This window comes from Planktothrix pseudagardhii (genome assembly GCF_904830925.1).
Classification (GTDB): domain Bacteria; phylum Cyanobacteriota; class Cyanobacteriia; order Cyanobacteriales; family Microcoleaceae; genus Planktothrix; species Planktothrix tepida.
This window is the reverse complement of record NZ_LR882967.1, coordinates 3768180-3793035: the sequence shown is the minus strand read 5'-3', so window position 1 is coordinate 3793035 and position 24856 is coordinate 3768180. Positions and strand designations below refer to the sequence as shown.

At 39.7% G+C, this 24856-nt stretch carries 26 protein-coding genes; 15 read left to right on the top strand and 11 right to left on the bottom strand.

Annotated elements, in window-relative coordinates:
* Window positions 1–125 precede the first annotated feature (125 nt).
* The 3 genes from NMK36_RS16045 (at window position 126) to NMK36_RS16035 (ending at window position 1533) form a co-directional block, all read left to right on the top strand.
* Window positions 126–773, top strand: a complete 648-nt coding sequence (locus NMK36_RS16045) for a calcium-binding protein (RefSeq protein WP_254174158.1) — start codon at window positions 126–128, stop codon at window positions 771–773.
* Between the two features lie 253 nt (window positions 774–1026).
* On the top strand, window positions 1027–1242 hold the full coding sequence (locus NMK36_RS16040) for a hypothetical protein (RefSeq protein ID WP_079680660.1): 216 nt from the start codon (window positions 1027–1029) through the stop codon (window positions 1240–1242).
* A 3-nt stretch (window positions 1243–1245) separates the two neighbouring features.
* A complete protein-coding gene (locus NMK36_RS16035; protein WP_026786313.1) occupies window positions 1246–1533 on the top strand; it encodes a type II toxin-antitoxin system RelE/ParE family toxin in 288 nt (95 codons plus the stop codon).
* 201 nt (window positions 1534–1734) lie between these two features.
* On the opposite strand, the gene NMK36_RS16030 is transcribed toward NMK36_RS16035, so the two are convergent.
* From NMK36_RS16030 to NMK36_RS16010, 6 genes are all read right to left on the bottom strand, one after another.
* The gene (locus NMK36_RS16030) at window positions 1735–1980 is read right to left on the bottom strand and encodes a DUF4926 domain-containing protein (protein ID WP_254174157.1); all 246 of its coding nucleotides are present in this window, start codon (window positions 1978–1980) and stop codon (window positions 1735–1737) included.
* On the bottom strand, window positions 1973–2314 hold the full coding sequence (locus tag NMK36_RS16025) for a DUF6883 domain-containing protein (protein ID WP_254174156.1): 342 nt from the start codon (window positions 2312–2314) through the stop codon (window positions 1973–1975). The genes NMK36_RS16030 and NMK36_RS16025 overlap by 8 nt, the downstream gene beginning before the upstream one ends.
* A gap of 141 nt (window positions 2315–2455) precedes the next feature.
* Entirely contained in the window at window positions 2456–2719 is a 264-nt protein-coding gene (locus NMK36_RS16020; RefSeq protein WP_254174155.1) for a DUF4926 domain-containing protein, read from the bottom strand.
* A gap of 53 nt (window positions 2720–2772) precedes the next feature.
* Window positions 2773–2904, bottom strand: a complete 132-nt coding sequence (locus tag NMK36_RS28800) for a hypothetical protein (RefSeq protein ID WP_302184669.1) — start codon at window positions 2902–2904, stop codon at window positions 2773–2775.
* Between the two features lie 129 nt (window positions 2905–3033).
* Window positions 3034–3246, bottom strand: coding sequence for a DUF6883 domain-containing protein (locus tag NMK36_RS16015; RefSeq protein ID WP_254174154.1), 213 nt, complete (start codon window positions 3244–3246; stop codon window positions 3034–3036).
* A gap of 12 nt (window positions 3247–3258) precedes the next feature.
* A complete protein-coding gene (locus tag NMK36_RS16010) occupies window positions 3259–3576 on the bottom strand; it encodes a DUF433 domain-containing protein (RefSeq protein ID WP_254174153.1) in 318 nt (105 codons plus the stop codon).
* Between the two features lie 260 nt (window positions 3577–3836).
* Between NMK36_RS16010 and NMK36_RS16005 the strand changes: the two genes are divergently transcribed.
* The gene (locus NMK36_RS16005) at window positions 3837–4139 is read left to right on the top strand and encodes a hypothetical protein (protein ID WP_254174152.1); all 303 of its coding nucleotides are present in this window, start codon (window positions 3837–3839) and stop codon (window positions 4137–4139) included.
* 602 nt (window positions 4140–4741) lie between these two features.
* The gene (gene ltrA / locus NMK36_RS16000; protein ID WP_254173914.1) at window positions 4742–6469 is read left to right on the top strand and encodes a group II intron reverse transcriptase/maturase; all 1728 of its coding nucleotides are present in this window, start codon (window positions 4742–4744) and stop codon (window positions 6467–6469) included.
* Between the two features lie 382 nt (window positions 6470–6851).
* Here ltrA and NMK36_RS15995 read toward each other — a convergent pair whose 3' ends face one another.
* Window positions 6852–7811, bottom strand: a complete 960-nt coding sequence (locus tag NMK36_RS15995) for a M48 family metallopeptidase (RefSeq protein ID WP_190516346.1) — start codon at window positions 7809–7811, stop codon at window positions 6852–6854.
* Between the two features lie 84 nt (window positions 7812–7895).
* Here NMK36_RS15995 and NMK36_RS15990 point away from each other — a divergent pair, with 84 nt between their 5' ends.
* The 4 genes from NMK36_RS15990 (at window position 7896) to NMK36_RS15975 (ending at window position 12561) form a co-directional block, all read left to right on the top strand.
* Window positions 7896–8576 (top strand): chromophore lyase CpcT/CpeT, encoded by a 681-nt coding sequence (locus tag NMK36_RS15990; protein WP_254174151.1) that lies wholly within the window; start codon window positions 7896–7898, stop codon window positions 8574–8576.
* Between the two features lie 78 nt (window positions 8577–8654).
* A complete protein-coding gene (locus NMK36_RS15985) occupies window positions 8655–9278 on the top strand; it encodes a hypothetical protein (RefSeq protein ID WP_254174150.1) in 624 nt (207 codons plus the stop codon).
* Between the two features lie 187 nt (window positions 9279–9465).
* Window positions 9466–11589 carry a glycogen debranching protein GlgX gene (gene glgX / locus NMK36_RS15980; RefSeq protein WP_254174149.1) on the top strand — a complete coding sequence of 708 codons (2124 nt, stop codon included), beginning with the start codon at window positions 9466–9468 and terminating at the stop codon, window positions 11587–11589.
* 114 nt (window positions 11590–11703) lie between these two features.
* Entirely contained in the window at window positions 11704–12561 is an 858-nt protein-coding gene (locus NMK36_RS15975; RefSeq protein WP_254174148.1) for a lysophospholipid acyltransferase family protein, read from the top strand.
* Window positions 12562–12684: 123 nt separating this feature from the next.
* Here the strand turns inward: NMK36_RS15975 and NMK36_RS15970 are convergent, their stop codons facing one another.
* Entirely contained in the window at window positions 12685–13185 is a 501-nt protein-coding gene (locus NMK36_RS15970; protein ID WP_254174147.1) for an Rpn family recombination-promoting nuclease/putative transposase, read from the bottom strand.
* A gap of 572 nt (window positions 13186–13757) precedes the next feature.
* Between NMK36_RS15970 and NMK36_RS15965 the strand changes: the two genes are divergently transcribed.
* On the top strand, window positions 13758–13931 hold the full coding sequence (locus NMK36_RS15965; protein WP_186440356.1) for a hypothetical protein: 174 nt from the start codon (window positions 13758–13760) through the stop codon (window positions 13929–13931).
* Between the two features lie 101 nt (window positions 13932–14032).
* Here NMK36_RS15965 and NMK36_RS15960 read toward each other — a convergent pair whose 3' ends face one another.
* Together NMK36_RS15960 and radA are read right to left on the bottom strand one after the other, a co-directional pair.
* Window positions 14033–16684: a sensor histidine kinase gene (locus tag NMK36_RS15960; RefSeq protein ID WP_072719257.1), complete on the bottom strand. Its 2652-nt coding sequence runs from the start codon at window positions 16682–16684 to the stop codon at window positions 14033–14035.
* A gap of 342 nt (window positions 16685–17026) precedes the next feature.
* A complete protein-coding gene (gene radA, locus NMK36_RS15955; protein WP_072719258.1) occupies window positions 17027–18640 on the bottom strand; it encodes a DNA repair protein RadA in 1614 nt (537 codons plus the stop codon).
* 424 nt (window positions 18641–19064) lie between these two features.
* Between radA and rpaB the strand changes: the two genes are divergently transcribed.
* The 4 genes from rpaB to NMK36_RS15935 all read left to right on the top strand — a co-directional run bounded on the left by rpaB (window position 19065) and on the right by NMK36_RS15935 (window position 21731).
* Complete coding sequence (gene rpaB, locus NMK36_RS15950; protein WP_072719259.1) at window positions 19065–19796, top strand: response regulator transcription factor RpaB; 732 nt, start codon at window positions 19065–19067, stop codon at window positions 19794–19796.
* Between the two features lie 151 nt (window positions 19797–19947).
* A complete protein-coding gene (locus tag NMK36_RS15945; RefSeq protein ID WP_072719260.1) occupies window positions 19948–20613 on the top strand; it encodes a cofactor assembly of complex C subunit B in 666 nt (221 codons plus the stop codon).
* Between the two features lie 397 nt (window positions 20614–21010).
* A complete protein-coding gene (locus NMK36_RS15940; protein WP_072719261.1) occupies window positions 21011–21424 on the top strand; it encodes a hypothetical protein in 414 nt (137 codons plus the stop codon).
* Window positions 21396–21731, top strand: coding sequence for a hypothetical protein (locus NMK36_RS15935; protein WP_072719262.1), 336 nt, complete (start codon window positions 21396–21398; stop codon window positions 21729–21731). Before NMK36_RS15940 ends, NMK36_RS15935 begins: the two co-directional genes overlap by 29 nt.
* A 63-nt stretch (window positions 21732–21794) precedes the next feature.
* Here the strand turns inward: NMK36_RS15935 and rfbB are convergent, their stop codons facing one another.
* Complete coding sequence (gene rfbB, locus NMK36_RS15930; protein WP_072719263.1) at window positions 21795–22904, bottom strand: dTDP-glucose 4,6-dehydratase; 1110 nt, start codon at window positions 22902–22904, stop codon at window positions 21795–21797.
* Between the two features lie 145 nt (window positions 22905–23049).
* Here rfbB and NMK36_RS15925 point away from each other — a divergent pair, with 145 nt between their 5' ends.
* On the top strand, window positions 23050–24744 hold the full coding sequence (locus NMK36_RS15925; RefSeq protein WP_072719264.1) for a CapA family protein: 1695 nt from the start codon (window positions 23050–23052) through the stop codon (window positions 24742–24744).
* Window positions 24745–24856 lie beyond the last annotated feature (112 nt).

The following is a 24856-nucleotide window of genomic DNA, read 5'->3' as shown; positions in this document are numbered from 1 at the left end:
ACTCCCTAGGATTTAGATTAAGACTACATCTGAGCAATCGTCATTCATATCTTGAAAGAGCGAACATTCCCAATTTCACCCTTCTCCAATCCAGTAAAATTTACGGTTTAGAATCAATAACATCTATGACATTAACAGTTACCAATGATAATGGTATTAGTCGCTTGATCGGCGATAACACCTCTGAATCTATCACTCTATCCTCTGGACAACTAACCAATATTCTAGGTGGCGTATTAGTTCTTAGTGGAAATGATACCATTATCGGCTCTGCCGACAGCGAACTAATTTTCGGGAATGAAGGTCAAGATATTATTAGAGGCGGAGACGGCAACGAGACTTTATATGGTGGCAAAGGCAATGATCAACTGTTTGGCGATGCGGGCGATGATTTCCTCTCAGGTGATAGGGATATTGATACCCTCACTGGTGGACAGGGAAGAGATAGATTTGCACTGTCAACAGGTGGTGGTTTAGATATTATCACCGACTTTGACAATGCCAATGATTTCATCCAAGTACCAGCCGATGTAAGTATTAGTGACATCTTGATTCAAGCCGCAGGTGCTAATACCTTACTTGTTCTGAAAAGTACAGGTGAACAATTAGTTCAACTGAATAATGTTCAATCTTCTAGTTTCACAACAGCAAGCCTTTTGTTGCCTAATCAGCCACCGCCTCAGAATCTACCTCCGGCTACAGATGCGTCGTCCCAGTTTCTTCCTCCTGACTTTTCGTTTCTTGATCCCCTAGTACCCACTATTTCAATTTGAAATGTACTGGTATCGCTCCTTTTTTATTAGGGGCGACCTGTTTTTATTTAGAAGATGCGATCGCTCTTTTGATTTTTTCAGGACTTACGCAAAACAACCATATCTAGTAGGGGCGAACGGCTGTTCGCCCCTACAGATGGTGTATAATTGGGTATTCTGCGTAAGTCCTATTTTTATCGGGCGATCATTTTCAGAACATCAAAAATTTTTTGCTATAATCAATTTAAATTTGATAAAACGACGAAATATTATTATGAATATTACTTTTAAACAAGATTTGATTAATACATTTGATAATTTAACTTCAGAAGAACGAGATCAACTGATTGAGTTTCTGCAAAAACGCCGGCTAGAGTTACAAGAACAAGAAATACTAAAATCTGTCAAGCTGACACGAGAAGCCAAGAAAAATGGCACAGCTTTTTGTGGCACTGCGGAAGAAGCAATTGCAAATCTTTTGGCAGACTAATTTATGAAAATAGTCTATGAAAATAGTTTTAAAAGGTCATTTAAAAGATTAGTAAAGAAGAATCCCCAACTGCAAGAAAAAGTCATTTCAGTAATAACTTTATTATCTGAAGACCCTTTTATCCCATCCCTAAAAACCCATAAATTAAAGGGAAATCTGGATGGTTTGTGGTCTTGCTCTGTTGCCTATGATTGTAGAATTATTTTTGATATGGAAACAATAGACGAGTCAACAGGAGAGGGGATTTTAAACTTATATTATATTGGTAGTCATGATGAGGCTTATAGTTGATATGATTTTGATTTTTGAAAGTGCGATCGCTCTTATTTTCCCAAATAACAAAAGGTGCGATCGCTCTTTATTTAGAAGATGCGATCATTCTTTTTTCCGAAAGTGCGATCGTTTTTTTTTCCCAAATAACAAAAGGTGCGATCGCTCTAATTTTCTGAAAGTGCGATCGCTCTCCCCATTACTTTACTTCTATCCTACAATTTAGCTAACCTCTGCTAGGCGCCGAACGGTTAAAACTTCATCGTTTCTCAAGGGTTTAATTGCAGAAATAGGAACAATAACAACGGCAATTGATTCCCCAGTAGCACTGAAGATTTCTAGCACGCTACCTTGTTCGCCGTTGCCGGGATGGGGGACATAATCAATGAGAGTGGCTACATCGCCTTTTTTGAGGTGATATTCTGGAAAATCACTATTTAATGAAACGCGCTGGTAAAGGTCAAACATTTATTGATTTCTCCTTCTTAGGTTTAAGGGTGATAAACTGAAATTTGCCGTCTATTTTACGGTTAAGCCAAATTGTAATTACTGATAAATTTCTGTTGTTAATGCCGATTAACTCTCCTTCTACACGATAAAAAATTCCATATTCGTTAGTTGTGTCTTCTACGGCTTCTACTGCATCAGCTAATTGACGCAGCGCTGATATTAACTGTTCGGGATTATCTTGGGTAAATCCAGCCTGTGCGAGAAATTTTGATTTGTCATCTTGTTCTCTAAGAACGAGCAAATAGCGAGTTATTTTAGAATCTGGAATAATGGCATCATGAGGAATTTTCATACTACAATCTTTTTCATCACTTTTCAAGTATTAAGCTTATTTTATTTGACAATGCACTGGTATCCCTCTTTTTTATTAGGAGCGATCGATATTTTTTAGAAGCGCGATCGCTTTTCTCTAACTTCTATTCCTCTTACGTTTCTAAGCAACTGCGAGTTCATATTGCAGAACTAAAATTTCATCTGCTTTTAAAATAGCCATAGCATATTCAATCCCTTGACTATCAGCAAACTCCACTAAATACTGACATTCTTTTCCCGTATCATACACTTCAACAATAGTTCCCACAAGTCCTACTGGTAAACTAGGAATAGATTCGTATTCCGGTTCCACTAGCGTTAACCGTGTACTTGAAACAGGCTTGAGAATAGCAACAGAATCCAAAAGTTTAAGATGTGTTGTCATAGTTTAAGGAAAGCTGAAATCAAACGAGGATTAGAATTAGTTGAAGTAATTTCCTAAATTGTCCGAAGTTTAATCCCTGTTGTATTGGGTACAGTCCAATCAACTTTAAACTGTTGCCCAAAATCAGTAATATCTTGTTGTATAACTTCCCCTTCAATGGCAAGGGCTGTTTCATTCTCTTCCATAAACCTCTGTGACCTAACCCCCCAACCCCCTTCCCTATTAGGGAAGGGGGAGTAATTAATAATTTTTGATATTTAATAGTAATAATTAGTCCCCCCTCTCCTTGCAGGAGAGGGGGTTAGGGGGAGAGGTCATACAGTTTTTCCTGGAAAATGAAACAGCCCTGCTTCAATGGCTGCTTTTTGAATAAGCTCTCGCAAAACCTCTGCATTGTTAGTCGTGATTCCCAAAACCGACGCAAAGACTCTGGCTTTGTGTTTGCCACTCGAATGCTCTTGATTTAAGCAGTAGCCGACCAGTTTTTGCAGAGAAATTTCAGCCTGATTACCATTGGGTAGTTTCATTATAACTCCTCCTCACCTCCTAATTAGGATCAATTTTTCTTGTAACGGAGAGGGTGGACTATTGCGCTTTAATTCTTCCACCCTAGCTCGACTTTCAGCAGTGCGACGATCAATTTCTTCTCTATGATCATAATAATAAGTCATTGCTGCATGAACCGAGGCTAGAGGCAAATCATACTTACCTGCGATTTCTTCTATAGAAATCCCCATTTTGAGATACATTTCGGCGATGTGTGCTACAGCAATTCGATGACCTGAAATGCACGGTTTACCACCAAGTACCCCAGGGGTGATTTCAATATGTTCTGTGATGACAGATTCCTTAGACATTATAATAAAAGACTCTTAATTGTTAATGTTTAAGCTCTTTAATGTTAGCACAAATAGATGTAGTGCGATCACGTTCTACATTTAATTTGTGGAAGAAAGAAAAACCTAGTTTCGCTGATACTTTCGCTTTTGCCTAAATAATGTTAATATCGAAATATGGATAGTTTGTACAGACTACAAGGTGTTGACTTTGAATGGGACAAAAACAAAGCCGAGAGCAACCTAGAAAAACATGGCGTTAGCTTTGAAAAGGAAATTATATGAACAATCCTGAAGCAGAAATAAAATTGCAATTGCGGCCACGAATCACGGAAACAGTCTCGATTGAAATCCCAACAGATACTTTAGAATCACTGACAAAAATAGCGACAATTCGAGATATGTCTGTAGAAGCGTTGCTGAAGTTTTATATAGGACAAGGCTTACGGACAGACTTAACTAAAGCCTTTTCAGAACGCCTGTTGGATACAACGGCTCAAGTTCTGGCAAGACATCTTGATTCAGAAGAAGAAATATCCACCATTATTCGAGAAATTCAAGCTGAAACTGCACGTTCACAATAGATTAGTGCGATTCGTTTAACCTAAAATAAGCCGAAAAGCTTATGGGACGGTTAACCCAGTAGTTAAGACTGGTGATAACTGATTACATTTATGGGTGAACTGCCGTGCGGTAAGTCCCATCCCTCAAGTGCTGAGGTGAAAGCATAACCCCTAGTTTGTGAGGGTAGCATCCAACAGGCTAAAGCGGGATTAAAAGGTAGAACTACTGGAAGCCAAATCTGGTAACTATCGAGCAAGAAGTCCATGTGTAGCGCAAGCAAAGATGTATCTGAACCATCGTCATTTGAAATGGTGTAATGGCTGAATCAAGATAAAACTTGATTAACACCAAGCCAAAAGGCAAGGCTAGGGCATAAGCGATTTACTCTTCGACTTATTAGCACCGCCCAATAAACCCGGTGGAAAGCATCACGCTAAAGACTTCAAACAAATATGTAATCGGAACGAAGTAACCCCCATATATCTCTGGAGAGGTCGAAATCCAGTAAGTAGCTAACGAATGATAGGTAGGGGAGGGATGGTATCAAAAGCGAATGCCCTTGGTAATGCAAGGGATATGCTGACAGATACTCGGTAATTCCAAAGAAATAGAACAAGTAGCAATGAATATATCTAAAACGCTGAATAAAAATCAGACGGTGGAGTGGAAAGACCTTAACTGGCGCAAGCTAGAACGGGTGACTTTTAAGTTGCAAAAGAGAATATTTCAAGCGAGTGAACGAGGCGATGTTAAAGCAGTTCGCAAACTTCAGAAGACCCTGATTAATTCCTGGTCGGCAAAATGTATTGCAACACGTCGGGTAACACAAGATAATCAAGGTAAAAATACCGCAGGTGTGGATGGAGTTAAATCTCTGACCCCAAAGCAACGAATGAACCTTGTAGGACGATTAAAGTTAACAGGTAAGGTTAAGCCTACTCGTAGAGTAAGGATTCCCAAACCTGGTACAACAGAAACCCGTCCATTAGGAATACCCACAATAGACGATAGAGCATTACAAGCGTTAGTCAAACTAGCATTAGAACCAGAATGGGAGGCACAATTTGAGCCAAACAGTTATGGTTTTAGACCAGGACGTTCCTGTCATGATGCAATCGAAGCAATATTTAACAATATCAGATATAAAGCTAAATATATACTGGATGCTGATATTGCTAAATGCTTTGACCGTATTAACCATAAAGCATTACTCTCAAAAATACATACTTACCCAAACTTAAACCGACAAATTAAAGCTTGGCTCAAAGCAGGGTATATGGACGGAAAGAAAATCTTTCCAACAAATGAAGGTACACCACAAGGGGGGATTATCTCACCCTTGCTTGCGAATATTGCCTTACATGGAATGGAAGAAAGAGTAATGCAATATGCAGAAACTCTACAAGGGAGAAAAAGGGATAACCGTTACGCCCTTAGCCTCATCCGGTACGCTGATGACTTTGTAATAATCCACGAGGATTTGAACATCATCAAAAGAGTTCAAGAGATAATTGCTGAATGGTTAAATGATATGGGACTGGAATTAAAACCTAATAAAACAAAATTAACCCACACCCTTAATAAAATAGAAGGAAATGTTGGGTTTGAGTTTTTAGGGTTCCATATACAACAGTACAAAGTAGGTAACTACCGAAGCGCAAAAAAAACGAATGGAACACCACTAGGTTTTAAGACATTAATCACACCCTCAAAAACCAAAATCAAAACTCACCTCGTCAAAATAGCTGAAATAATAGATACCCATAAAACCTCGCTTCAAGCTGCTTTAATTAGTAAGCTGAATCCAATTATAAGAGGCTGGTCAAACTATTACTCAACGGTAGTCAGTAAAGAAACCTTTAACAAGGTTGACTATCTAACTTATGACAAGTTGAGAGCCTGGGCAAGAACGAGGGGAAAAGGGAACATCAATAAAAACAAATACTGGCGAACAGTAGGCGACATAAATTGGTGTTTCAGTACAGAAAATGGATTAGAATTACTCACCCATGCTAGTACACCAATCGTCAGGCATACAAAGGTTAAAGGCAAGGCTAGTCCGTTTGATGGAAACTGGATTTATTGGAGTAAACGACGAGGTGAATATCCTGAGACTCCTAACAGGGTTTCCCAATTAATTAAGAAACAAAAGGGTATTTGTCCTCACTGTGGTTTGTATTTTACAAGTACAGACATTGTAGAAGTTGACCATATCAAACCCAAATCGTTAGGTGGAAAAGATACTTACGATAATCTGCAACTTTTACACAAACATTGTCACGACACAAAAACGGCTAGTGATGGTTCCTTAACTAAAACTGTTGAGAATTATGACAATCAACCGTTTTGAATCGTACCTATAACAAAGGTGGAATTATCAAGGAGCCGTGTGAGGTGAAAGTCTCATGCACGGTTCTGAAGGAGAGGTAGGAGTGGTAACGCTCCTATCGACTCTAACTATTAGACATTATAGTAAAAGACTCTTAATAGTTAATGTTTAAGCTCTTTAATGTTAGCACAAACAAATGCAGCCCGATCGCCCCTAAAAACTTAACTACTTACCAATAGCATTAGCCAAACTTTAATTAATTAATAGTCGCGGATGATGGTTTCTAAAATAGTCATTTTCATAATTTGTGAATTCTTGCCATTGTGCCCAGAAACCGGGTTTCTCCCCCAGAGTTAATGATATTAAAGCTAGATTAATACAGAAACCCGGCTTCTGGAGAATATTATTTAGATTTCATCCGATTAATTTGATTTTGTAACTCCTCAATTTGGCGACGTAAATCATCAACTTCATCTTTAGGTTTTTCGGCTTTAACATTAACAGAACCTTCGGCGGTTGCTCGTTGATATTGACCGGAGCGAATTTTCTGATATTCCGCAGAATTAGCCCAGTGTTGTAAATATTGAATGCGTTCAACGGGAAAAGGATGACTTAACATCATACCTTGACCGCCATTGTACAATAAAAATTTATACACTTGATTTAATCCATCTTGATCTAAATCTCGATATTGTTCTGATTGACGAATAAATTCATCTAAACTACATTCATGGGCATATTTGGTACTCACTCCCGCTAATTCCATCATGGATTTCATCACACATTTGAGATCATCTGTGACTAATAATGCGGCTCTATCTGCGGATAATTCGGCTTTTCTTCGCCATTCATAAAAGGCATAAATTAAACCACTACTGACTAAATTTCCTAACCCAAAGGTTAATTCTCCTAACATCGAAGCTACACCCATCGCCCAAATTGCCATCTGATTTAAAATCGGATGACCGCATTTAATATGCCCTAATTCATGGGCTAAAACCGCTCGTAATTCCGCTTCATCTACTAAGTCTAAAAGACCCGTATTCAGAATAATATAAGGGTGTTCTTGTCCCAAAGCATAACTATTAACTTGAGGATTTTGAGAGACAAATAAACCAGGTTCAGGAAAAATATCTAAATCTCGAACACATTCTCGAAATAGATGATAAATACTCGCATATTGTCTCGGCCCAACTTGTATCGCATTTCCCATTAAGTAAACATATTGAGGTCGTTCATAGACGAATTCTACAAATTTACTGGCAATTAAATCGAAACCTGGAACGCTGCGGAGAGCGGCTTCTGCTTCTTTATCCAGGGGATGACGAAAGGCTTCGCTAGAAATTCCGGTGTAAGTTGGCATAATAATAATTTACAAGGTAATGTTAGAAAGTGGATCTACAATGTTTTGAAGCCCTGAAGGGCTTACTACGGTTGGGATGTTCCGATGATTAAATTATCTCCCATTTCTATTTTAGGGGTTGCCTTTATTTTGAGTGGATGCAGGACTCAACTTGATCCGATGCAAAGTCGTGTTCAGGAAGTAGCATCTTATTTGGCAGGTGTAATGGAGACTTCAGCACAGGCTAAAGCTATTCCTGATGCGCCTAGTGTTCGCATGACGACTTGTGAGGTGAAATTGAACAATACAGACGGTTCTGTTCAACATTTTAACGGGGTTTTTCTCTATCAAGAACAAGCCTTAACTGGCAATTTATCAAAACCCTATCGTCAGAGAGTTTTAGAAATTAAACCCAGTGCGGATAGAAATAGTATTGAGTCCATTAGTTTTAAACTGATTAATCCTAAAAATTGGATGGGTTTGTGTCAGAAATCTCTATCAGAACGGGTGATTAGTTATCAAGAAATACAAAATGCTAATTGTAGTGTATTTTTGAAACCTGTGGGAAGTGAATATATTGGTGAAACTCAACCGGGAGGCTGTGCAACTAATTTTAAGGGAGCGGTTAAAATTACGAATACGATTAAGTTAGATCAACAAGGAATGGAAACTCAAGATCGGGGATTTGATGCTAAAGGTAAACAAGTTTGGGGGGCAGAAAATCGTTCTTATCAATATAGGAAAATTGGGGAACAGGGAACAGAAATAAAAGAAACTTTACCCTAGTTTTTTGGGTGTTCTATTCTTTTAAATCGCCTATTTACGGGACTGCAATCAGCTTTAAACCTTTGAATTTTTATTAAAATGATACTTAACCTTTTAATTATTAGTTTATTTTGGTCAGTGGGACTTTTACTCAATTTATGGGATATTGCCCGAAATGTTCCTACAGGAGATCTATTAACTTCAGAATTGCTACAAGAACGGATAATTTTTAGTGCAGCTTGTGGATTTATTGGGGGGTTAAGTGTGGGATGGGGATTAAAAAAAGGGGTTCCGTCTTTAAGTAGAATTCGAGTTTTTATTATTGCTTTAATGTGGGCGATCGCTTTAGCTATAGGAGTACAATTAAGCGCTTATATTAATGAATATGATATTGCCTTTAATCAGTTTAATTTAGCATCTTTTACCTTGGGTTCAATTCGTCAATTGATTAATTTTACCATTTCTGGGTTGATTGGCGGTTGTTTCATGGGTGTTGTTGTTAAGAAAATTCAATCTGAAATTTCGGTTTTAAAGCTCATTTTAATTAGTGGCTGTTGGGGGATAAGTTTCATCCTAGCAGCCGGGATTATTTTTATCATTCCTTGGTCGGGTGGAAGTGGAATTTTACGTTCATTTTTAGCAGGATTAACGATAGCATTATTAGGAGCAGGAATCATGTTTGTGCAAGTTAAATCTTTAGCTTCTGAAGAAATCTCTACTTAACCTGCAATGTTAATAATGTAACAACATGACTGTTAAAAATTAATAGTAAAAATAACAAAAATCTACCTTTAGGAATATGTTTTTAAATTATACAACTTGATAGGATTGAATCTCAAAACTGTTATTCTTAAATTCCCTAAAAATTGGGATGTAACATTTTTAAACCCTATCCCCTGGAGTCAACGCTATGTATATTCCTTTATGGCCGGGTAAACCTTATCCATTAGGGTCTCATTGGGATGGAAAAGGAACAAACTTTGCTTTATTTTCGGAAAATGCGACGGCGGTTGAACTGTGTTTATTTGATCAAAAGGGACAAGAAACTCGTGTATCTTTAACAGAAGTTAGTAATTTTGTTTGGCATGGTTATGTACCCAGTGTAGGGCCAGGTCAACGCTATGGTTTTCGAGTCCACGGCCCTTATAAACCCCATGAAGGTCATCGTTTTAACCCCAATAAACTATTAATTGATCCCTATGCTAAAGCCCTAGATGGGGATATTCAAGGGGGGATAGAAACGTTAGGTTATATTGTAGAACATCAGGATCAAGATTTTTCCTATTCTGAAGAAGATGATGCTCATTTAGTTCCTAAATCTGTTGTCATTAATGAATCCTTTGATTGGGGAGATGATCAACTTTTACGCACCCCTTTTCATGAAACAATTATCTATGAAGCTCATGTCAAAGGATTTACAAAGCTACATCCTGATATTCCTAAACAATTACGGGGAACCTATGCCGGAGTCGGACATCCGGCTAGTATTTCTTATTTACAATCGATTGGGATAACAGCTATCGAATTAATGCCTGTACATCATTATTTAGCTTATCCAGGGTATTTAGTGGATAAAAAGCTAAAAAATTATTGGGGCTATGATTCTATTAATTATTTTGCCCCCTATTCAGGCTATAGTTCCAGTGGCACATTAGGGGAACAAGTCACAGAATTTAAACAAATGGTAAAAGCCCTCCATGCAGGAGGAATTGAAGTTATTTTAGATGTGGTTTATAACCATACCGGAGAAGGCAATCACATGGGGCCGACTCTATCTTTAAAAGGCATTGATAACGCAGCTTATTACCGTTTAGTAGATGAAGATCCTCGCTATTATATGGATTTTACAGGCTGTGGTAATTCCCTGAATGTTCGCCATCCGCAAGTGTTGAAATTGATTATGGATAGTTTGCGGTATTGGGTGTTAGAAATGCACGTCGATGGGTTCCGATTTGATTTAGCTTCGGCTTTAGCACGGGAACTCTATGCAGTAGATCGATTAGCTGCATTTTTTGATATTATTCATCAAGATCCAGTGTTATCGGATGTTAAATTAATTGCTGAACCTTGGGATATTGGAGAAGGGGGATATCAAGTCGGTGAATTCCCGTTATTATGGTCAGAATGGAACGGAAAATATCGAGACAATGCCCGCAATTTTTGGCGAGGAGAAGACCAAACTTTGGCAGAATTTGCCTATCGTTTTACCGGAAGTTCAGATTTATATCAGTTTAATGGTCGCCGTCCCAATGCCAGTATTAATTTTATCACGGCTCATGATGGATTTACGTTGAATGATTTAGTGAGTTATAACTATAAACATAATGAAGCTAATGGAGAAAATAACCAAGATGGAGATCAACATAATAGCTCTTGGAATTGTGGAGAAGAAGGGCCTACAGATAACCCTGATGTGTTGAAACTTCGCAACCGTCAACGCCGTAATTTTTTAACCACTTTGATGTTATCTCAAGGGGTTCCCATGTTGTTAGGAGGAGATGAAATTGGGCGATCGCAACAAGGAAATAATAACCCCTATTGTCAAGATAATGAAATTTCTTGGCTAGATTGGAATTTACAAGAAGAAAATTCTTCTTTATTAGACTTTGCCCGTCAATTGATTTATTTTCGTCGTCAACATCCGGTTTTTCGGCGTCGTAAATGGTTCCAAGGTCGGGCAATTTATGGTTCAGGAGTTACGGATATTGGATGGTTTAACCCCGATGGTGCTGTGATGACAGAAGAACAATGGAATATGGGGTTTGCAAAAGCCATTGGTGTATTTTTAAATGGAGAAGCGATTCTAACACCAGGAGAACGGGGAGAACGCATTATTGATGATAGTTTCTATATCTTGTTCAATGCTCATTATGAACCGCTTGATTTCTTCCTTCCTGAACCCATGGCAAACCGAGAATGGCAAGTTGTGATTGATACGACTTACTCTCGTTTTATTAAAGATGATATTCGTTATACTGAAGATAAAGCCATTACGGTAACTGAGCGATCGCTAATGGTTTTAAAACGGTTATAACCTTTGTTGGGGGGTAAAAATACCAAGGTCATACAAATATTCTTGCAGAGTTAGTTGCCAATTCCCTCAAAACTAGATTATCTTGACGGATGCAACGCTTACAGTTCTGACATCTTGAACCTCTTCTTCAACTCTAATCCCTCTCCCGGCCCAACAGCCAATCCTCGTTTCACAGGTTGGTCATTACAGGATCGTGATCCTGACTATATCCGATCCTTAATGCCAATTTTAGGTTGGTTCTATGACCATTATTTTCAGGTCAAAACCACCGGTTGGGAAAATCTCCCCCCTCAAAATAAAATGTTATTAGTCGGTTCCCATAATGGGGGGTTAGCCGCCCCCGATATGTTTATGGGGTTGTACGCTTGGTGTCGTCGCTTCGGAACAGAACGCTTACTTTACGGACTCATGCACCCGAAAGTTTGGCTGGTTTCCCCAGAAGTCGCAACTTCGGCGGTGCGTTGTGGAGCAGTGATAGCCCATCCTCGCATGGGAATGGCAGCTTTACGACAAAATGCTACGGTTTTAGTTTATCCCGGTGGCGGTGAGGATGTGTTTCGTCCCCATCACTTACGCAACAAAATTCATTTAGCAGGTCGCAAAGGATTTATTAAGTTAGCACTGCGGGAGAAAGCCCCCATTGTTCCTGTAGTTTCATCCGGTGCCCACGATACGTTAATTGTACTCACGGATATTTACGACTGGGTAAAACAACTGCACCAGTTAGGAATGCCTTGGTTATTGAATCTTGACCCAGAGGTATTTCCGATTTATTTGGGGTTGCCTTGGGGAGTTGGAATTGGGCCGTTACCGAATTTTCCTCTACCAGCAAAAATTAAAATTCACATTTGTCCAATGATTGAGTTTGAATGGAATGGACGGGAAGCAGCAAATGACCGCGAGTATGTCGATATTTGTTATCAACGAGTAAAAACAGCCATGCAACAGGAACTTGACAATTTAGCTCTGTAGAGGGAGTCGTTCAAACAAGGAGAGGGGCGACTGATTCAAAAAATTCATTTGTCTACAACCTTTATTCCAAAAAGTGGGGAATTAGAAATCGGGCTTCTTCCAGAAACCCGGTTTCTGGGTAGGTTAGTTGAGCGTATTGATAAATTGTTGGACTTGCTCAATATCCAATTGTAAAATATCAGCAATTTCCTCAACAGAAAAACCTTTTCCTAATAAGCGAGGAATCGTTTGCAATTTACCTTCAATAATTCCTTCCAGCTTTAACTCTTGAGCAAACCGAGTTTTTCTCAAATCATCAACACCAAACATAGCTTCTAACTCCTGACGACTCATCTGAGGTAATTTTGCTAAAACAATCGTTTCTAATAAATTTAACAATTGTAACCGCGAAGGTTCATCGGGAAATTGTTGTTTGACTTGTGCAATTAACCGAGTGACTCTCTCTAAGAGTTCTTTCTTCTTGGCGACAATTACTTGAATAATTTGTACCCCTAAAGGAGTGGTTTCACTGACTTCTATTTCATTCAAATAGATGCACTTGACCAAAGCAGAATCTAAAAACGGTTGAACTGATTCTCGTTGTCTAGCTGTGGGCTCAATGCTCCGACTCCTGAAAATAATCATAGCACGCCTTCTAATTCTAAAATAGAATCTCTAATAAAAGCACTCGCCCGCTTTAACAACTTTTTGAATGATCAATTAGATAAACTTTCCTTTGCGAAAGCGAAGGAGTATTTCAAGCCGGGATGGGGATGTGGGGAAGAGGAGAGATGAGGACAAGCCAGTAACCGTCAACCAACACCCCCTTTAATATTTCTTCACTAACAAATATTGCTGATTCTGCTTCTAGTCTTAAATTTTTATTAAGTTTTTGCCACAAGCCGTTAAAAGCAGCCTAAGAATAGATCAAGAGAAAAAAAATTTCGACGAATTAATCTAGCAATGGAGGAAGACTGGGTAAAATTCAAGGGTTTATCCTTGGGGATCAAGGGTTTCTGACTAAAGAGAGAGTGTAAAAATAGGATTAGGGTGTAAAAATTAATTTAGGAATTAATAAAAGAAACGAATCCATCTGTTTTTTCAAAATCAACAGAATATTCGCCGATTTCCCTATTATTACCACTCTTAAAAGATAGCAGAATAAAAATTGATTTTGACAAAAAATTATAAATGGGGTGAAACCCAAAGGATTAAAAATGGCTACTAAACAAACGGTTCGTTGTCCTAACTGCGGAACTTTAGCAGAACGGTCTTACACCCACAAAATCACCCAAACTCAATGTCATCGTTGCGACTATTTAATGATTACCTGTTCTGTGACGGGTAAAGTTGTGGAAGCTTATGCACCAGGACTTTCCCTTCGTTGTTAAAAAAGAAATCAGGTAGAAGAAGTGTGTAATCAGTTATCAGTTACCAGTCGTTAGACCTGCTTGGGACTTATTTCACTTCTCTGTTGTTCTTCCCTTGTTCTTTAAAAATCTGAATCAGAGGCAGTATCTTCTGAGGCTCCAGGCAAACAACGCAAGATTTTGGGGAGTTTCATCGTGAATGTGGAACCTTTACCCAACTCACTAATCACGGATAAATCCCCCCCCATCATTTGACATAATTTTTGAGTAATGGTTAACCCTAAACCTGTTCCACCATAACGGCGAGTGGTGCTTTCGTCAGCTTGAGTAAAGGGATTAAAAACCGTTACTAACTGTTTAGGGGTCATACCAATTCCGGTATCAATCACTTGAAAAACAATAACCGTTGAACAGGTTTTAGGGACATCGGGGAGAGAACAAGCTTCATTAATGCCTTCCTCATTTAAACTCAGTAATTCTGAGTCTAGGGTAGGATTTCCATTCAGATTAACCTGATCTATTGCTTCTTGAAAAACTTTTAAGGTGATTTGACCATTTTCTGTAAATTTGCACGCATTACTGAGGAGATTTAATAAGCATTGACGAACTTTCGTTAAGTCAGTGTGCATCAAATCTACATCTTCTGCCATGTCTAAAATAAACTTATTCAAATTCTTCGCCACCGAAGGTGCAACCGTGGTTTCCACTTCCCAAAGTAGTGTAGCGACTTTAAAGGTTTCTAAATGGAAATTCATGCGACCCGCTTCTATTTTAGAGAAATCTAAAATTTCACTAATTAATGTTAATAAATGTTGTCCCGCTACATAAATATTTTTTAAATCTCCGACTAATTCGTCTTGCTTTAACTCTTCAGCATCTTCAATTAACAATTCACTATAGCCTAAAATTGCATTCAGGGGAGTCCGAAGTTCATGACTCATATTCGCTAAAAATAAACTTTTAGCATGATTAGCCGCTTCGGCAGCTTCTTTTGCCGTTCTGAGAACCTCTGCCTGTTGACGTTCGGTAATATCATTCGCCATCATCAGTAAACAGGAAATTCCCTCTAAATCAATTAATTCAATCGAGACCAACCAATCTCGAACTCGTCCTGATTTTTGGCGAACTTTTAACTCAACATTACTAATCTGATTTTGACGTTGTAATTGTTTTTTCAGTTTGAGATGTTGTTGAGGATGAACCCACATCTTTAGTTCTTCGGGAGTGTGATGCAGAACATCTTCTCGATTCCAACCAATTTGACGTAAAAAACTATCATTAACATCTAAAAATAGCTCCTCAACCAGCGTCATAATACTAATCCCAATCGGACTCGCACTAAAAGTTTTTGAAAATCGTTCTTCGCTGGCTCTTAAAGCAATTTCTGCTTTTTTCCGATCAGTAATATCTTGAATTGTGCTCGTAATATGGCTTGAGGTAATCACCGCCTGTTCAAAAACAATCCGTTCCTCACCATTGATTAATTTCAAACGATAATCAATACAGTAAGGTTTTTGTTGAAATAAAGCTTGATCAATATAATGTTGTACAAATATTCGGTCTTGAGGATGGACAAATTCTAAAAATTGAGGAAAACTAGGTTTAACACCCTGGGGGGTTGTTCCTAACATCCGATAAAGTTCATCCGACCAAAATAATTCATAACTACTGATGGTCAAATCCCAATGACCTAACTTGGCAATGCGTTGAGCATTGGCTAAACTCGCTTCACTATTTCTCAAGCTAATTTCCGCTTGTTGGCGTTCTGTCACCGTTGCTGCTAACACTAAACCTGTAACGGCGATAACCAAAATAAAGGCCTGCAACGAAAAAATTTGAGGCGTATCCGTACCGCGACTAAAAAACGGCCCACTTTCACGCGCTACACCCCAAACTGCAAAACTGGCGGTAATAAAATGGCCGAGTGCCGTTCCCCGTTGACCAAATCGTAAAGATGCCCAAACAAAAAAAGGAAAGGGTAAATATTCCAAGGGAAAACTAATCGTTGCGGAGCGGGTGCGAGAACAAAATACAAACCAATTTAAGGCGAATAATAGTAATAACCAAATCCCCACCTCGACCTGGCGCATCCACAAAAATTGACGAGGAGACCGTTCAATCAAACGTAACCGTGTTGTTCCCAAAGGTAAACTTTGAGACAATGCGTTCAGGAAAGATGAAAATGGCGAAGCCGGAGTTTTGCAGCGATAGTAATACCGTTGAAATTCACTTCCCCAGGTTAATAGTACCGGAGTTACCACTAATACCCCCATGGCATTTCCCAACCATCCCGCCACCCAGGTTTCTCCAAAATCTTTCCACAACAACCAGCCATTTAAACAACCCACGAGCAGGGTAATTGTGGGATGAATCAAAGTAGCAATCACTCCGGCTAAAATCATTAATCCCAGAACATCTTTGAGACGTTTGAGTTCTGGGGAAAAGTCTAGCCGATGAAGTAAGTGAGTCGCTAAACACGCTTGTAATGTCGCTCCTACGCTGGAAAATACCACCACCATGAGCGGAATTTGTTCCGTTCCTAGAAGGGAAAAAAAGCAACCCAGGGTAATTGCGGGCCAATATCGATAACCACACAACAGAATAATCGCTTGGGCGACTCCTGCTGTCGGCAAAAATAAGGTTTGGGTAGGACTCAACATTAAATATTCAATGGTCAACTTCCCGATGAGCCAGTAGGCTATCGCCATCAAACCCACTGCACCGAGGTATCGGCCATTGGTGACCTTCGCACGTTCAAGGGATTTCATTAACATGGTCGTTGTGAGTAAGCTGATGTGGAGTGAGTAACCCTGAATTTCTAGTTTAGATTGCTTCTTGGGGAATTGCTTGAGTTTGATTTAGATTGCCTATGCTTTAAAAATAGATGGGAAAAAGCGAAAGAGCCGTTGACAATTTTGCTCTTAATTGCTGTATAAAACCAATACGAATTGTCCCTAAATCTACTGATTTTTTAACCAGGTTAGATCAGTCACGGATTAGGGTATCAATCAAACTCACCCTAAAAATGTCCCGGATGATTAATAGTTTAACAGATTCGATCCCGCAAATATCGCAACAGACAGTGAGGCTGGCAGCCAGATACCTAAGATTCAGGATCAGAATTCATCATTGAGGGTTGGGGGTTGAGCCGGAATAGAAGCGATAATCGCATCAATCACTTTACCCACCGGAAGAATTTGTAACCCTAAATCGGCAGGACTTTGACCTCTGGGGATAATTGCCCGTTTAAATCCCAATTTTGCCGCCTCCCGCAGTCGGAGTTCCAGTTGGGACACCGGACGCACCTGTCCCCCTAAACCGATTTCCCCGATTAAAATCGTTCGTGGATCAACCACCCGATCACGGAAACTCGCAACAATAGCAATGGCGATCCCCAAATCGGCTGCGGGTTCTTCCACTTTTAACCCCCCCACCGATGCTACATAGGCATCCAATTTAGACAACGGAATCCCCACCCGTTTTTCTAATACCGCTAAAATTTGTAATAAGCGGCTACTGTCTACCCCGGTTGTTGCTCGTCGAGCCGAACCGTAACTAGCGGGACTGACTAACGCTTGAATTTCCACCACAATGGGCCGAGTCCCTTCTAACGCCACCACCGTTGAAGTCCCCGGAGCAAATTCATCTCGATTTCCTAAGAATAATTCTGAGGGATTAGAAACTTCTTTTAACCCATGGGCGACCATTTCAAAGACTCCGATTTCATGGGTCGCTCCAAACCGATTTTTCATTGACCGTAATAACCGATGGGAGGCAAAGCGATCGCCCTCAAAATATAAGACCGTATCGACTAAATGTTCCAAAACCCTCGGCCCTGCAATACCTCCATCTTTGGTGACATGACCGACAATTAATAAGGTAATATTTTCCCGTTTTGCCACTTGCATTAAAGCTGACGTGCATTCCCGTACCTGAGCCACCGAACCGGGTGCAGAGGTCAGACTAGCGAAATAAATGGTTTGAATACTATCAATAACGGCTAACTGCGGTTTTAAAGATTCTAATTCTCTTAAAATAACTTCTAAATCCGTTTCAGGAAGCAAATATAAGTTGTCTTCGTGATGTTGGGGTGTCACAGATTCAGACTTCGGGGGTGGATTTTTTTGCCCATTTTCTGGGGAATTTGACTTTTTCTGTCGCCGACCTTTAAGCTGTTCACTAAAGGGATCAACTGTTGTAGCAGAAGGTTGGGAATTGCCGTTTTCTGGTTCAGGTGAGGGGTCTGTTTCCTCATCCACACCCACCCCTAAACGTTGCGATCGCAATTTTACTTGCTGTCCCGACTCTTCGGCTGAGACATAGAGTACCCGACTGCTGTGGGATAAACGATTTGCCACTTGTAACAACAGCGTAGACTTGCCAATTCCGGGTTCACCTCCGATTAAGACTAAAGAACCTGGAACAATACCCCCTCCCAAAACCCGATCTAATTCTCCATAACCTGATGGCATTCGGGATTGGGATTGATCGGAAATTTGGGATAATCGGAAGGAAGACCGAGGTTGTCCGGGTTTAGTCACTTCCGGTGAACCCTCTGGGTGTTCTGGGCTCAGGTTACTCCAACTAAAGCGTTGCAAAGAGGTCGGAGGGGGTTGTTCAACTTGTTCTTCCAAAGAATTCCACGCATGACAAGCAGAGCACCGACCAAAATATTGAGGAAATTCGGCTCCACATTCGTGACAAACATAAAGGGTGCGAGATTTCGGCATGGTTGAGAATCATCAAGTGAAATGCAAGAAAACCTGTATTTACCCCTAAAACACAACAACCCCAAATTAAAGCAACTTTAAAAAACTTTAAAGCTGATTCATCTTGACAAGAAAGATGATTAAACTTTTGTTACAGCTAGTGATCGATGTCCAAGGAATACGGGGGTATAATTCGGTATCTCAATGGGGGTTCCCTTAATGATAAGGTAAAAAAATCAATACATTTCTCAAACTAAACTTAACATAAGTTGAGATTCGCCTAGTACAGTCGCGCCAGCCACGAGTTCATACCGTAGGCTAAGGCCTTGCCCCAAGGCAATGGGTGTGGTTGTCTGCTAGAAATTCCTTAGATTCAGGGTTGCGAGTCTTACTGTTGTTCTATCTAAACTGTAACTTAATGCAACTAAGGGAGCGTTGAAATCCATTGGAAAATCATAAAGAAAAAATTTTGGTTGTTGATGATGAGGCCAGTATCCGTCGGATTTTGGAAACTCGCCTTTCCATGATTGGTTACGATGTCGTTACCGCCGCCGATGGAGAAGAAGCCTTAGAAACGTTCCGCAAAACTGACCCGGATTTAGTGGTCTTGGATGTGATGATGCCCAAATTAGATGGGTATGGAGTCTGCCAAGAGTTACGCAAGGAATCCGATATCCCGATTATTATGCTAACGGCCTTGGGAGATGTCGCAGATCGGATTACCGGGCTAGAGTTGGGGGCGGATGATTATGTGGTTAAACCGTTTTCCCCCAAGGAACTCGAAGCGCGAATTCGTTCAGTATTACGTCGCATTGACAAAAATGGCGCATCGGGAATTCCCAGTTCGGGTGTCATTCATGTTAGCAATATTAGAATTGATACCAACAAGCGACAGGTTTACAAGGGAGATGAACGCATCCGCTTAACGGGAATGGAATTTAGTTTATTAGAACTTTTAGTGAGTCGTTCTGGTGAACCCTTCTCTCGGTCTGAAATTTTACAAGAAGTCTGGGGATATACCCCAGAACGTCACGTTGATACCCGTGTCGTGGATGTTCATATTTCTCGTCTCCGGGCTAAGTTGGAAGATGATCCCAGTAATCCTGAATTAATCTTAACGGCCAGGGGAACCGGTTATTTGTTCCAACGCATTATTGAACCGGGGGAAGTCGGTTAGAGTCGGGGAAGCAGGGGGAGTTGGGGAAGCAGGGAGAAATGGTTGATAGTTCGCACTCCGCACTCCGCACTCGGTACTGTAACCATCAAACCCTTCTTCCTCACCCCTGCCAAAATCAACAATAATGTTTCAGCTTAATTCAGATGCAGTTATGGCGACATCAGATCGGAATCGGGTTTTACGATTATTACCGATATTTGCAGGCAGTTTAGGGGGGGTGCTACTCCTGATCAATCGGGTTCTAACCCCGGAATTATTGGACTCTCAAGCGCGTTCTGATGCCTTGGGGGTTATTTTAAGTGCCGTATTGATTTTAACGGGGTTATTGTGGCAACAAATTCAACCTCGATCTCCTGATGCGGTTGAATTAATCGGAGAACAGGGGTTTGAATTGAAACAAGATTTACCCGAATTTGTTAAAACGGAATTAGCTTGGGCTTCTCATCTATTATTAACAAATACTGTCACCCGTTCTGTTGTGGTTTATTATCAAGGTGAAGTCTTATTACGGCGAGGAGTATTAGGGAACAATCCTACCGTTAATCCAGGGCCGATTTTACAACGGGTTTTAGAGAAACAAAAACCTGTCTATTTAGTCAATTTAGCGTTATATCCGGGGCGAATTGAATTTGATTATTTACCCGAAAATACCCAGGGGGTCATTTGTCAACCCCTAGGGAATCAGGGAGTTTTAATTTTAGGAGCTAATGCACCTCGGAGTTATACCAAACAAGATGAAAATTGGGTGGAAGGAATTGGGGATAAGTTAGCGAATACCTTGTCCAATTTACTGAATGAAACGTCAACTTTGATCTAGGAATTTTAAAATGGCATACCCCGATACAATGACTGTCCGGGTATTTTATATAATATGATGAACAAATGGGTAGTGGCTCAGTTCAAACCTCATCCAGACATTTAAAGGAATTCTAATTTTCCAACTTGAATATGGACTTAGTTCTGGCTCAATTTAGAGAGTTTGGAAGACAACTGAGGCTGAAGTCAGTGGGCAAAATCCAAGAAAGTTGAGAAAATCTTAATTTTTTCCGATTAACAGATAACATTTTTTCCAGAGGGGAAGTTTACCCGTAAAATATTAGGTAGAGCAGGGAATCGGGAATACAAGGATTTCAAAGATGATGAAGTAGGATAGCACAATTGAATTCTCTGTTGATTTGCAAAACCGTTAAAATGTTGACTTTGGAGTCTAGGTCATGGAGATAATATTTGAGTCTACTGAAGAATTTGAAGAGGATTTAAAAACCTATAGTGAAGCAGAACAAACGCTGATTTTGCAACAGCTTCATGAATATTCTTCCTGTTTATTACAAGTTAAAGGGTATCGAGAAAGACGACTTCATCAATTTTATCAATTTGATTTACTAGGGGATTATGCCTCCTCTCTCTATTCTTTTATTGTTAATTATTACCTGCGAGTGATTTTAACAATTGATGATGATCCTTTATTCAATCGCACGATTATTACGTTATTTAGAGTGGTAGATAGTCAAGTTGTAGCGAAGGTCTATCAACAAGTTGGAGAATCTATTTATCAATCTTTCTTACAATCTACGGAATTTATTGAGGTTCAATCAAACAATGGTACAGTTGTCGCCGTCACTGGTTGATGAACGGGGAATTATTCGTAAAGCGTTAACCCTGCTTCCCCCCCAACTTCGAGGTCGATTTTTAGAAGTTTTAGCAGAATTACAGGATGAATCTTGTTATCGCTATCAACGATTTATCAAAACCAAACTAAAACGCATTAAAGGCACACAGATTCCTCTGTATTGCGCCCGAATTGATGAAGCTGAACGCTGGAAACTTTATCTTTACTATCAAGACGGTAAATTATATTTACAGGATATTATTTATCCCCTTCCTAAAGCCAATAAAGATAGTTTAGATATTATTGCTGAATTAAATGATTTTTAGAATTTATAGGAGGGAACAGGAAAACTGTTTTTCTTTCTGTTCCCTGTTCCCTGTTCCCTGTTTTTAAGACGGATAAACCTGTCGATAATAAGCTTGATATTCTTCAGATAATAAGGGTTCCCACCAATGGCGATGGGTTAAATACCAGCCGACAGTTTGACGTAAACCTTCTTCAACGGTAACTAATGGAGCCCAGCCTAATTCCGTTTTAATTTTAGTGGCATCAATCGCATATCGTCGATCATGTCCGGGTCTATCTTTAACAAAAGTAATTAATTGATTAGACGGTTTTATCGGTAAATGTACGGCTAATTCATCCATAATCCGACATAATATTTTAACTAAATCAATATTCTTAACTTCATTATTTCCCCCAATATTATAAGTTTCTCCCGGTCTGCCATGATGAATGACTGTATCTAAAGCCCGACAATGATCTAAAACATACAACCAATCTCGCACATTTTGACCATCGCCATAAACCGGAAGCGGTTTCCCTAATAAAGCGTTAATACACATTAACGGAATCAGTTTTTCAGGATAATGGTAGGGGCCGTAATTATTAGAACAATTGGTAATAACAGTAGGCATTCCGTAGGTATGATAATAAGCCCTGGCTAAATGATCACTTCCAGCTTTTGAAGCAGAATAGGGACTATTAGGAGCATAAGGAGTCTTTTCTGTAAACGCATGATCATGAGGGCCAAGACTACCATAAACTTCATCGGTTGAAACGTGCAGAAACCGATAATGGTCTGGTTGACCTTGGGCTAACCAATATTGACGAAAGGCTTCTAAAAGGGTAAACGTCCCAACGACATTGGTTTGCACAAACGCATCAGGGCCAAGAATTGACCGATCAACATGGGATTCTGCGGCAAAATGGGCAATAGTATTGATCTGTTCTTCTTGTAACAGACGATCAATTAAGGCGCGATCGCAAATATTCCCTTCAACAAACCGAAAATTCGGGTTATTTTCCAAACTCGCTAAATTCTTGCGATTTCCGGCATAGGTCAACGCATCCAAAACCACAACCCGGTCATTGGGATACGCACTAAACCAATGATGGACAAAGTTTGAACCGATAAAACCCGCCCCCCCTGTAATCATGATGCGATGGGGTGAACGAATACCTATATTATCGTAGCTATACTGAACAGCCAATGTCATATCCTCCCAAGATCTGCTGGATAAAAATCATGCTGAAGATTCCGTTTAAAGCCCTGATCCGATAAACTGTTGATCATTGTACTCGTTGAGATGGCTCTCTAAGGGAAATTGCGCCAGAAATTAAATTGGATGTGAGGACATTGGAGTGAGTGACCACAAGACTATCGCCCTGGCTAAAGCAGGGGATGCAACAGCAATTGCTATTTTAATCAATCAGGCGCTACAACCCAAAGGGGTAACGGCAAAAGCTACTCGTCAAGACCACCATCTCAGCGTGGTTTTGGAGTCTAGCCAAGTTCCCGATGCTCAAGCCTGTGTGCGGGTGGTTCATAACGGTTTGATGCGGTTAGATGCCGCCTGTATTGGGTCTGTGACGATTTCCGCATTCCGTCGAGGTCAGAAAAAAGTTGCTTGGACACAAACTCTGGTTCTGAGAGAGTTCGTCTCTAACCCTCAACCTTCCCCGGTCAGACCCCCAACTCCTCCGAAACCTCAACCTCAAAAAACGCCTCAACTCAAGGTATCCCTTCCTAAACTTTCAAGCCCTAAACTGCACATTTCGGTTCCTAAAGTTGTTTTCCCTAAACCTCAAATTTCAGTTTCTAAACCTTGGTTGATTGCGGGTTCTGTTAGTTTAATGGTTTTGCCATTATCAGGATTTCTCGTTAACCAAAATCATCAACAAATTACGGCTATTTTAACGGGAATTTCTCAACATATCTCTACCGATTTACCTAAAATCCCCTCTCTATCTTTAGCAGTAGAACCCGTTTCTACACCCTCACCCTTGCCAGTTCACAAAACTGCAACAATTAAAACTCTTAATCAAGTCTCGCAGTTAACCTTAACAACGCTGCAAAATCCGATTAATCCTGATTTACAACTGACCATTCGGGCTGTCGGAGATATTATCCCTGGAACGAATTATCCTTATAATAAATTATCTTCTAATAAAAAAGCTTTATTTGCAGATGTGAAACCGGAATTAAAAGGAGATATTGTTTTTGGTAATTTTGAAAGTACATTAACGAAATATCCTAATAGCGCGAAATCGATAGGTCGTGGGTTAGTTTTTGCTTTTCGCACTCCTCCTGAATATACGACTTTATTGAAGGATGCTGGATTTAATATTTTGAATGTTGCGAATAATCACTCGTTTGATTTTTTTGAAGCGGGTTTTAAAGATACCGTTCAGAATATTCAAAAAGCCAATATCAAGGCGGTGGGAGAAAAGGGAAAAATTGTTTATCATGAAGTCAAAGGGGTAAAAGTTGCCTTTATTGGATTTAGTAATTATGACGCTCATAATAATTTAAGTAATATTGAAGCGGGCAAAAAGTTAGTTAAACAAGCTCAGAAAAATGCTGATTTTGTCGTGATTTCTTTTCATGGTGGAGCGGAAGGAACAGGTGCGTTAAATGTTAAGAATAAAACGGAATATTTCTACGGAGAAAATCGCGGAAATTTAGTTTCATTTACTCATAATATGATAGATGCAGGGGCTGATTTAATCTTAGGACACGGCCCCCACGTTCCCAGAGCATTAGAATTGTATAAAGATAAATTAATTGCTTATTCTTTAGGAAATTTTATGGGATATCGAACCTTATCAACGGATGCAGAGTTAGGATATTCGTTAATTTTAGAAGCAAAAGTTAATCCTCAAGGAGATTTTATAAGCGGGAAAATTATCCCCGTTCAATTAGATTCTCAAGGAGTTCCTAATTTAGATAACCATTCTAAAAGTATTAAGTTAATTCGCAATCTCATTCAACAAGATTTCCCCAAAACCCCTTTAAAAATTGATGATGAAGGCAAGATTTCAATCAAAAAACCTTAAACCTTCGTCTTTTGACTTAGGATTATGCTAAATTAGTTCTTAAAATCTGTTTCTGTGCTGATGAAGTCAGCTTCAGTGCAATGACTAGGATAAGTCTTGAAAGTTCAATTGA

Excerpts from the sequence above, each read along its gene's own strand:
- NMK36_RS16040 (WP_079680660.1), top strand. The coding sequence starts at position 1,027 with ATGAATATTACTTTTAAACAAGATTTGATTAATACATTTGATAATTTA.
- NMK36_RS16030 (WP_254174157.1), bottom strand. The coding sequence starts at position 1,980 with ATGTTTGACCTTTACCAGCGCGTTTCATTAAATAGTGATTTTCCAGAA.
- NMK36_RS15935 (WP_072719262.1), top strand. The coding sequence starts at position 21,396 with ATGGTACAGTTGTCGCCGTCACTGGTTGATGAACGGGGAATTATTCGT.
- NMK36_RS15990 (WP_254174151.1), top strand. The coding sequence starts at position 7,896 with ATGATTAAATTATCTCCCATTTCTATTTTAGGGGTTGCCTTTATTTTG.
- NMK36_RS16005 (WP_254174152.1), top strand. The coding sequence starts at position 3,837 with ATGAACAATCCTGAAGCAGAAATAAAATTGCAATTGCGGCCACGAATC.
- NMK36_RS15970 (WP_254174147.1), bottom strand. The coding sequence starts at position 13,185 with ATGATTATTTTCAGGAGTCGGAGCATTGAGCCCACAGCTAGACAACGA.
- glgX (WP_254174149.1), top strand. The coding sequence starts at position 9,466 with ATGTATATTCCTTTATGGCCGGGTAAACCTTATCCATTAGGGTCTCAT.
- NMK36_RS16025 (WP_254174156.1), bottom strand. The coding sequence starts at position 2,314 with ATGAAAATTCCTCATGATGCCATTATTCCAGATTCTAAAATAACTCGC.
- NMK36_RS15965 (WP_186440356.1), top strand. The coding sequence starts at position 13,758 with ATGGCTACTAAACAAACGGTTCGTTGTCCTAACTGCGGAACTTTAGCA.
- rfbB (WP_072719263.1), bottom strand. The coding sequence starts at position 22,904 with ATGACATTGGCTGTTCAGTATAGCTACGATAATATAGGTATTCGTTCA.
- NMK36_RS16015 (WP_254174154.1), bottom strand. The coding sequence starts at position 3,246 with ATGAAACTACCCAATGGTAATCAGGCTGAAATTTCTCTGCAAAAACTG.
- NMK36_RS15960 (WP_072719257.1), bottom strand. The coding sequence starts at position 16,684 with ATGTTAATGAAATCCCTTGAACGTGCGAAGGTCACCAATGGCCGATAC.
- NMK36_RS15945 (WP_072719260.1), top strand. The coding sequence starts at position 19,948 with ATGGCGACATCAGATCGGAATCGGGTTTTACGATTATTACCGATATTT.
- NMK36_RS28800 (WP_302184669.1), bottom strand. The coding sequence starts at position 2,904 with ATGGAAGAGAATGAAACAGCCCTTGCCATTGAAGGGGAAGTTATACAA.
- NMK36_RS15995 (WP_190516346.1), bottom strand. The coding sequence starts at position 7,811 with ATGCCAACTTACACCGGAATTTCTAGCGAAGCCTTTCGTCATCCCCTG.
- ltrA (WP_254173914.1), top strand. The coding sequence starts at position 4,742 with ATGAATATATCTAAAACGCTGAATAAAAATCAGACGGTGGAGTGGAAA.
- NMK36_RS16010 (WP_254174153.1), bottom strand. The coding sequence starts at position 3,576 with ATGTCTAAGGAATCTGTCATCACAGAACATATTGAAATCACCCCTGGG.
- NMK36_RS16020 (WP_254174155.1), bottom strand. The coding sequence starts at position 2,719 with ATGACAACACATCTTAAACTTTTGGATTCTGTTGCTATTCTCAAGCCT.
- NMK36_RS16035 (WP_026786313.1), top strand. The coding sequence starts at position 1,246 with ATGAAAATAGTCTATGAAAATAGTTTTAAAAGGTCATTTAAAAGATTA.
- NMK36_RS16045 (WP_254174158.1), top strand. The coding sequence starts at position 126 with ATGACATTAACAGTTACCAATGATAATGGTATTAGTCGCTTGATCGGC.
- NMK36_RS15985 (WP_254174150.1), top strand. The coding sequence starts at position 8,655 with ATGATACTTAACCTTTTAATTATTAGTTTATTTTGGTCAGTGGGACTT.
- radA (WP_072719258.1), bottom strand. The coding sequence starts at position 18,640 with ATGCCGAAATCTCGCACCCTTTATGTTTGTCACGAATGTGGAGCCGAA.
- NMK36_RS15940 (WP_072719261.1), top strand. The coding sequence starts at position 21,011 with ATGGAGATAATATTTGAGTCTACTGAAGAATTTGAAGAGGATTTAAAA.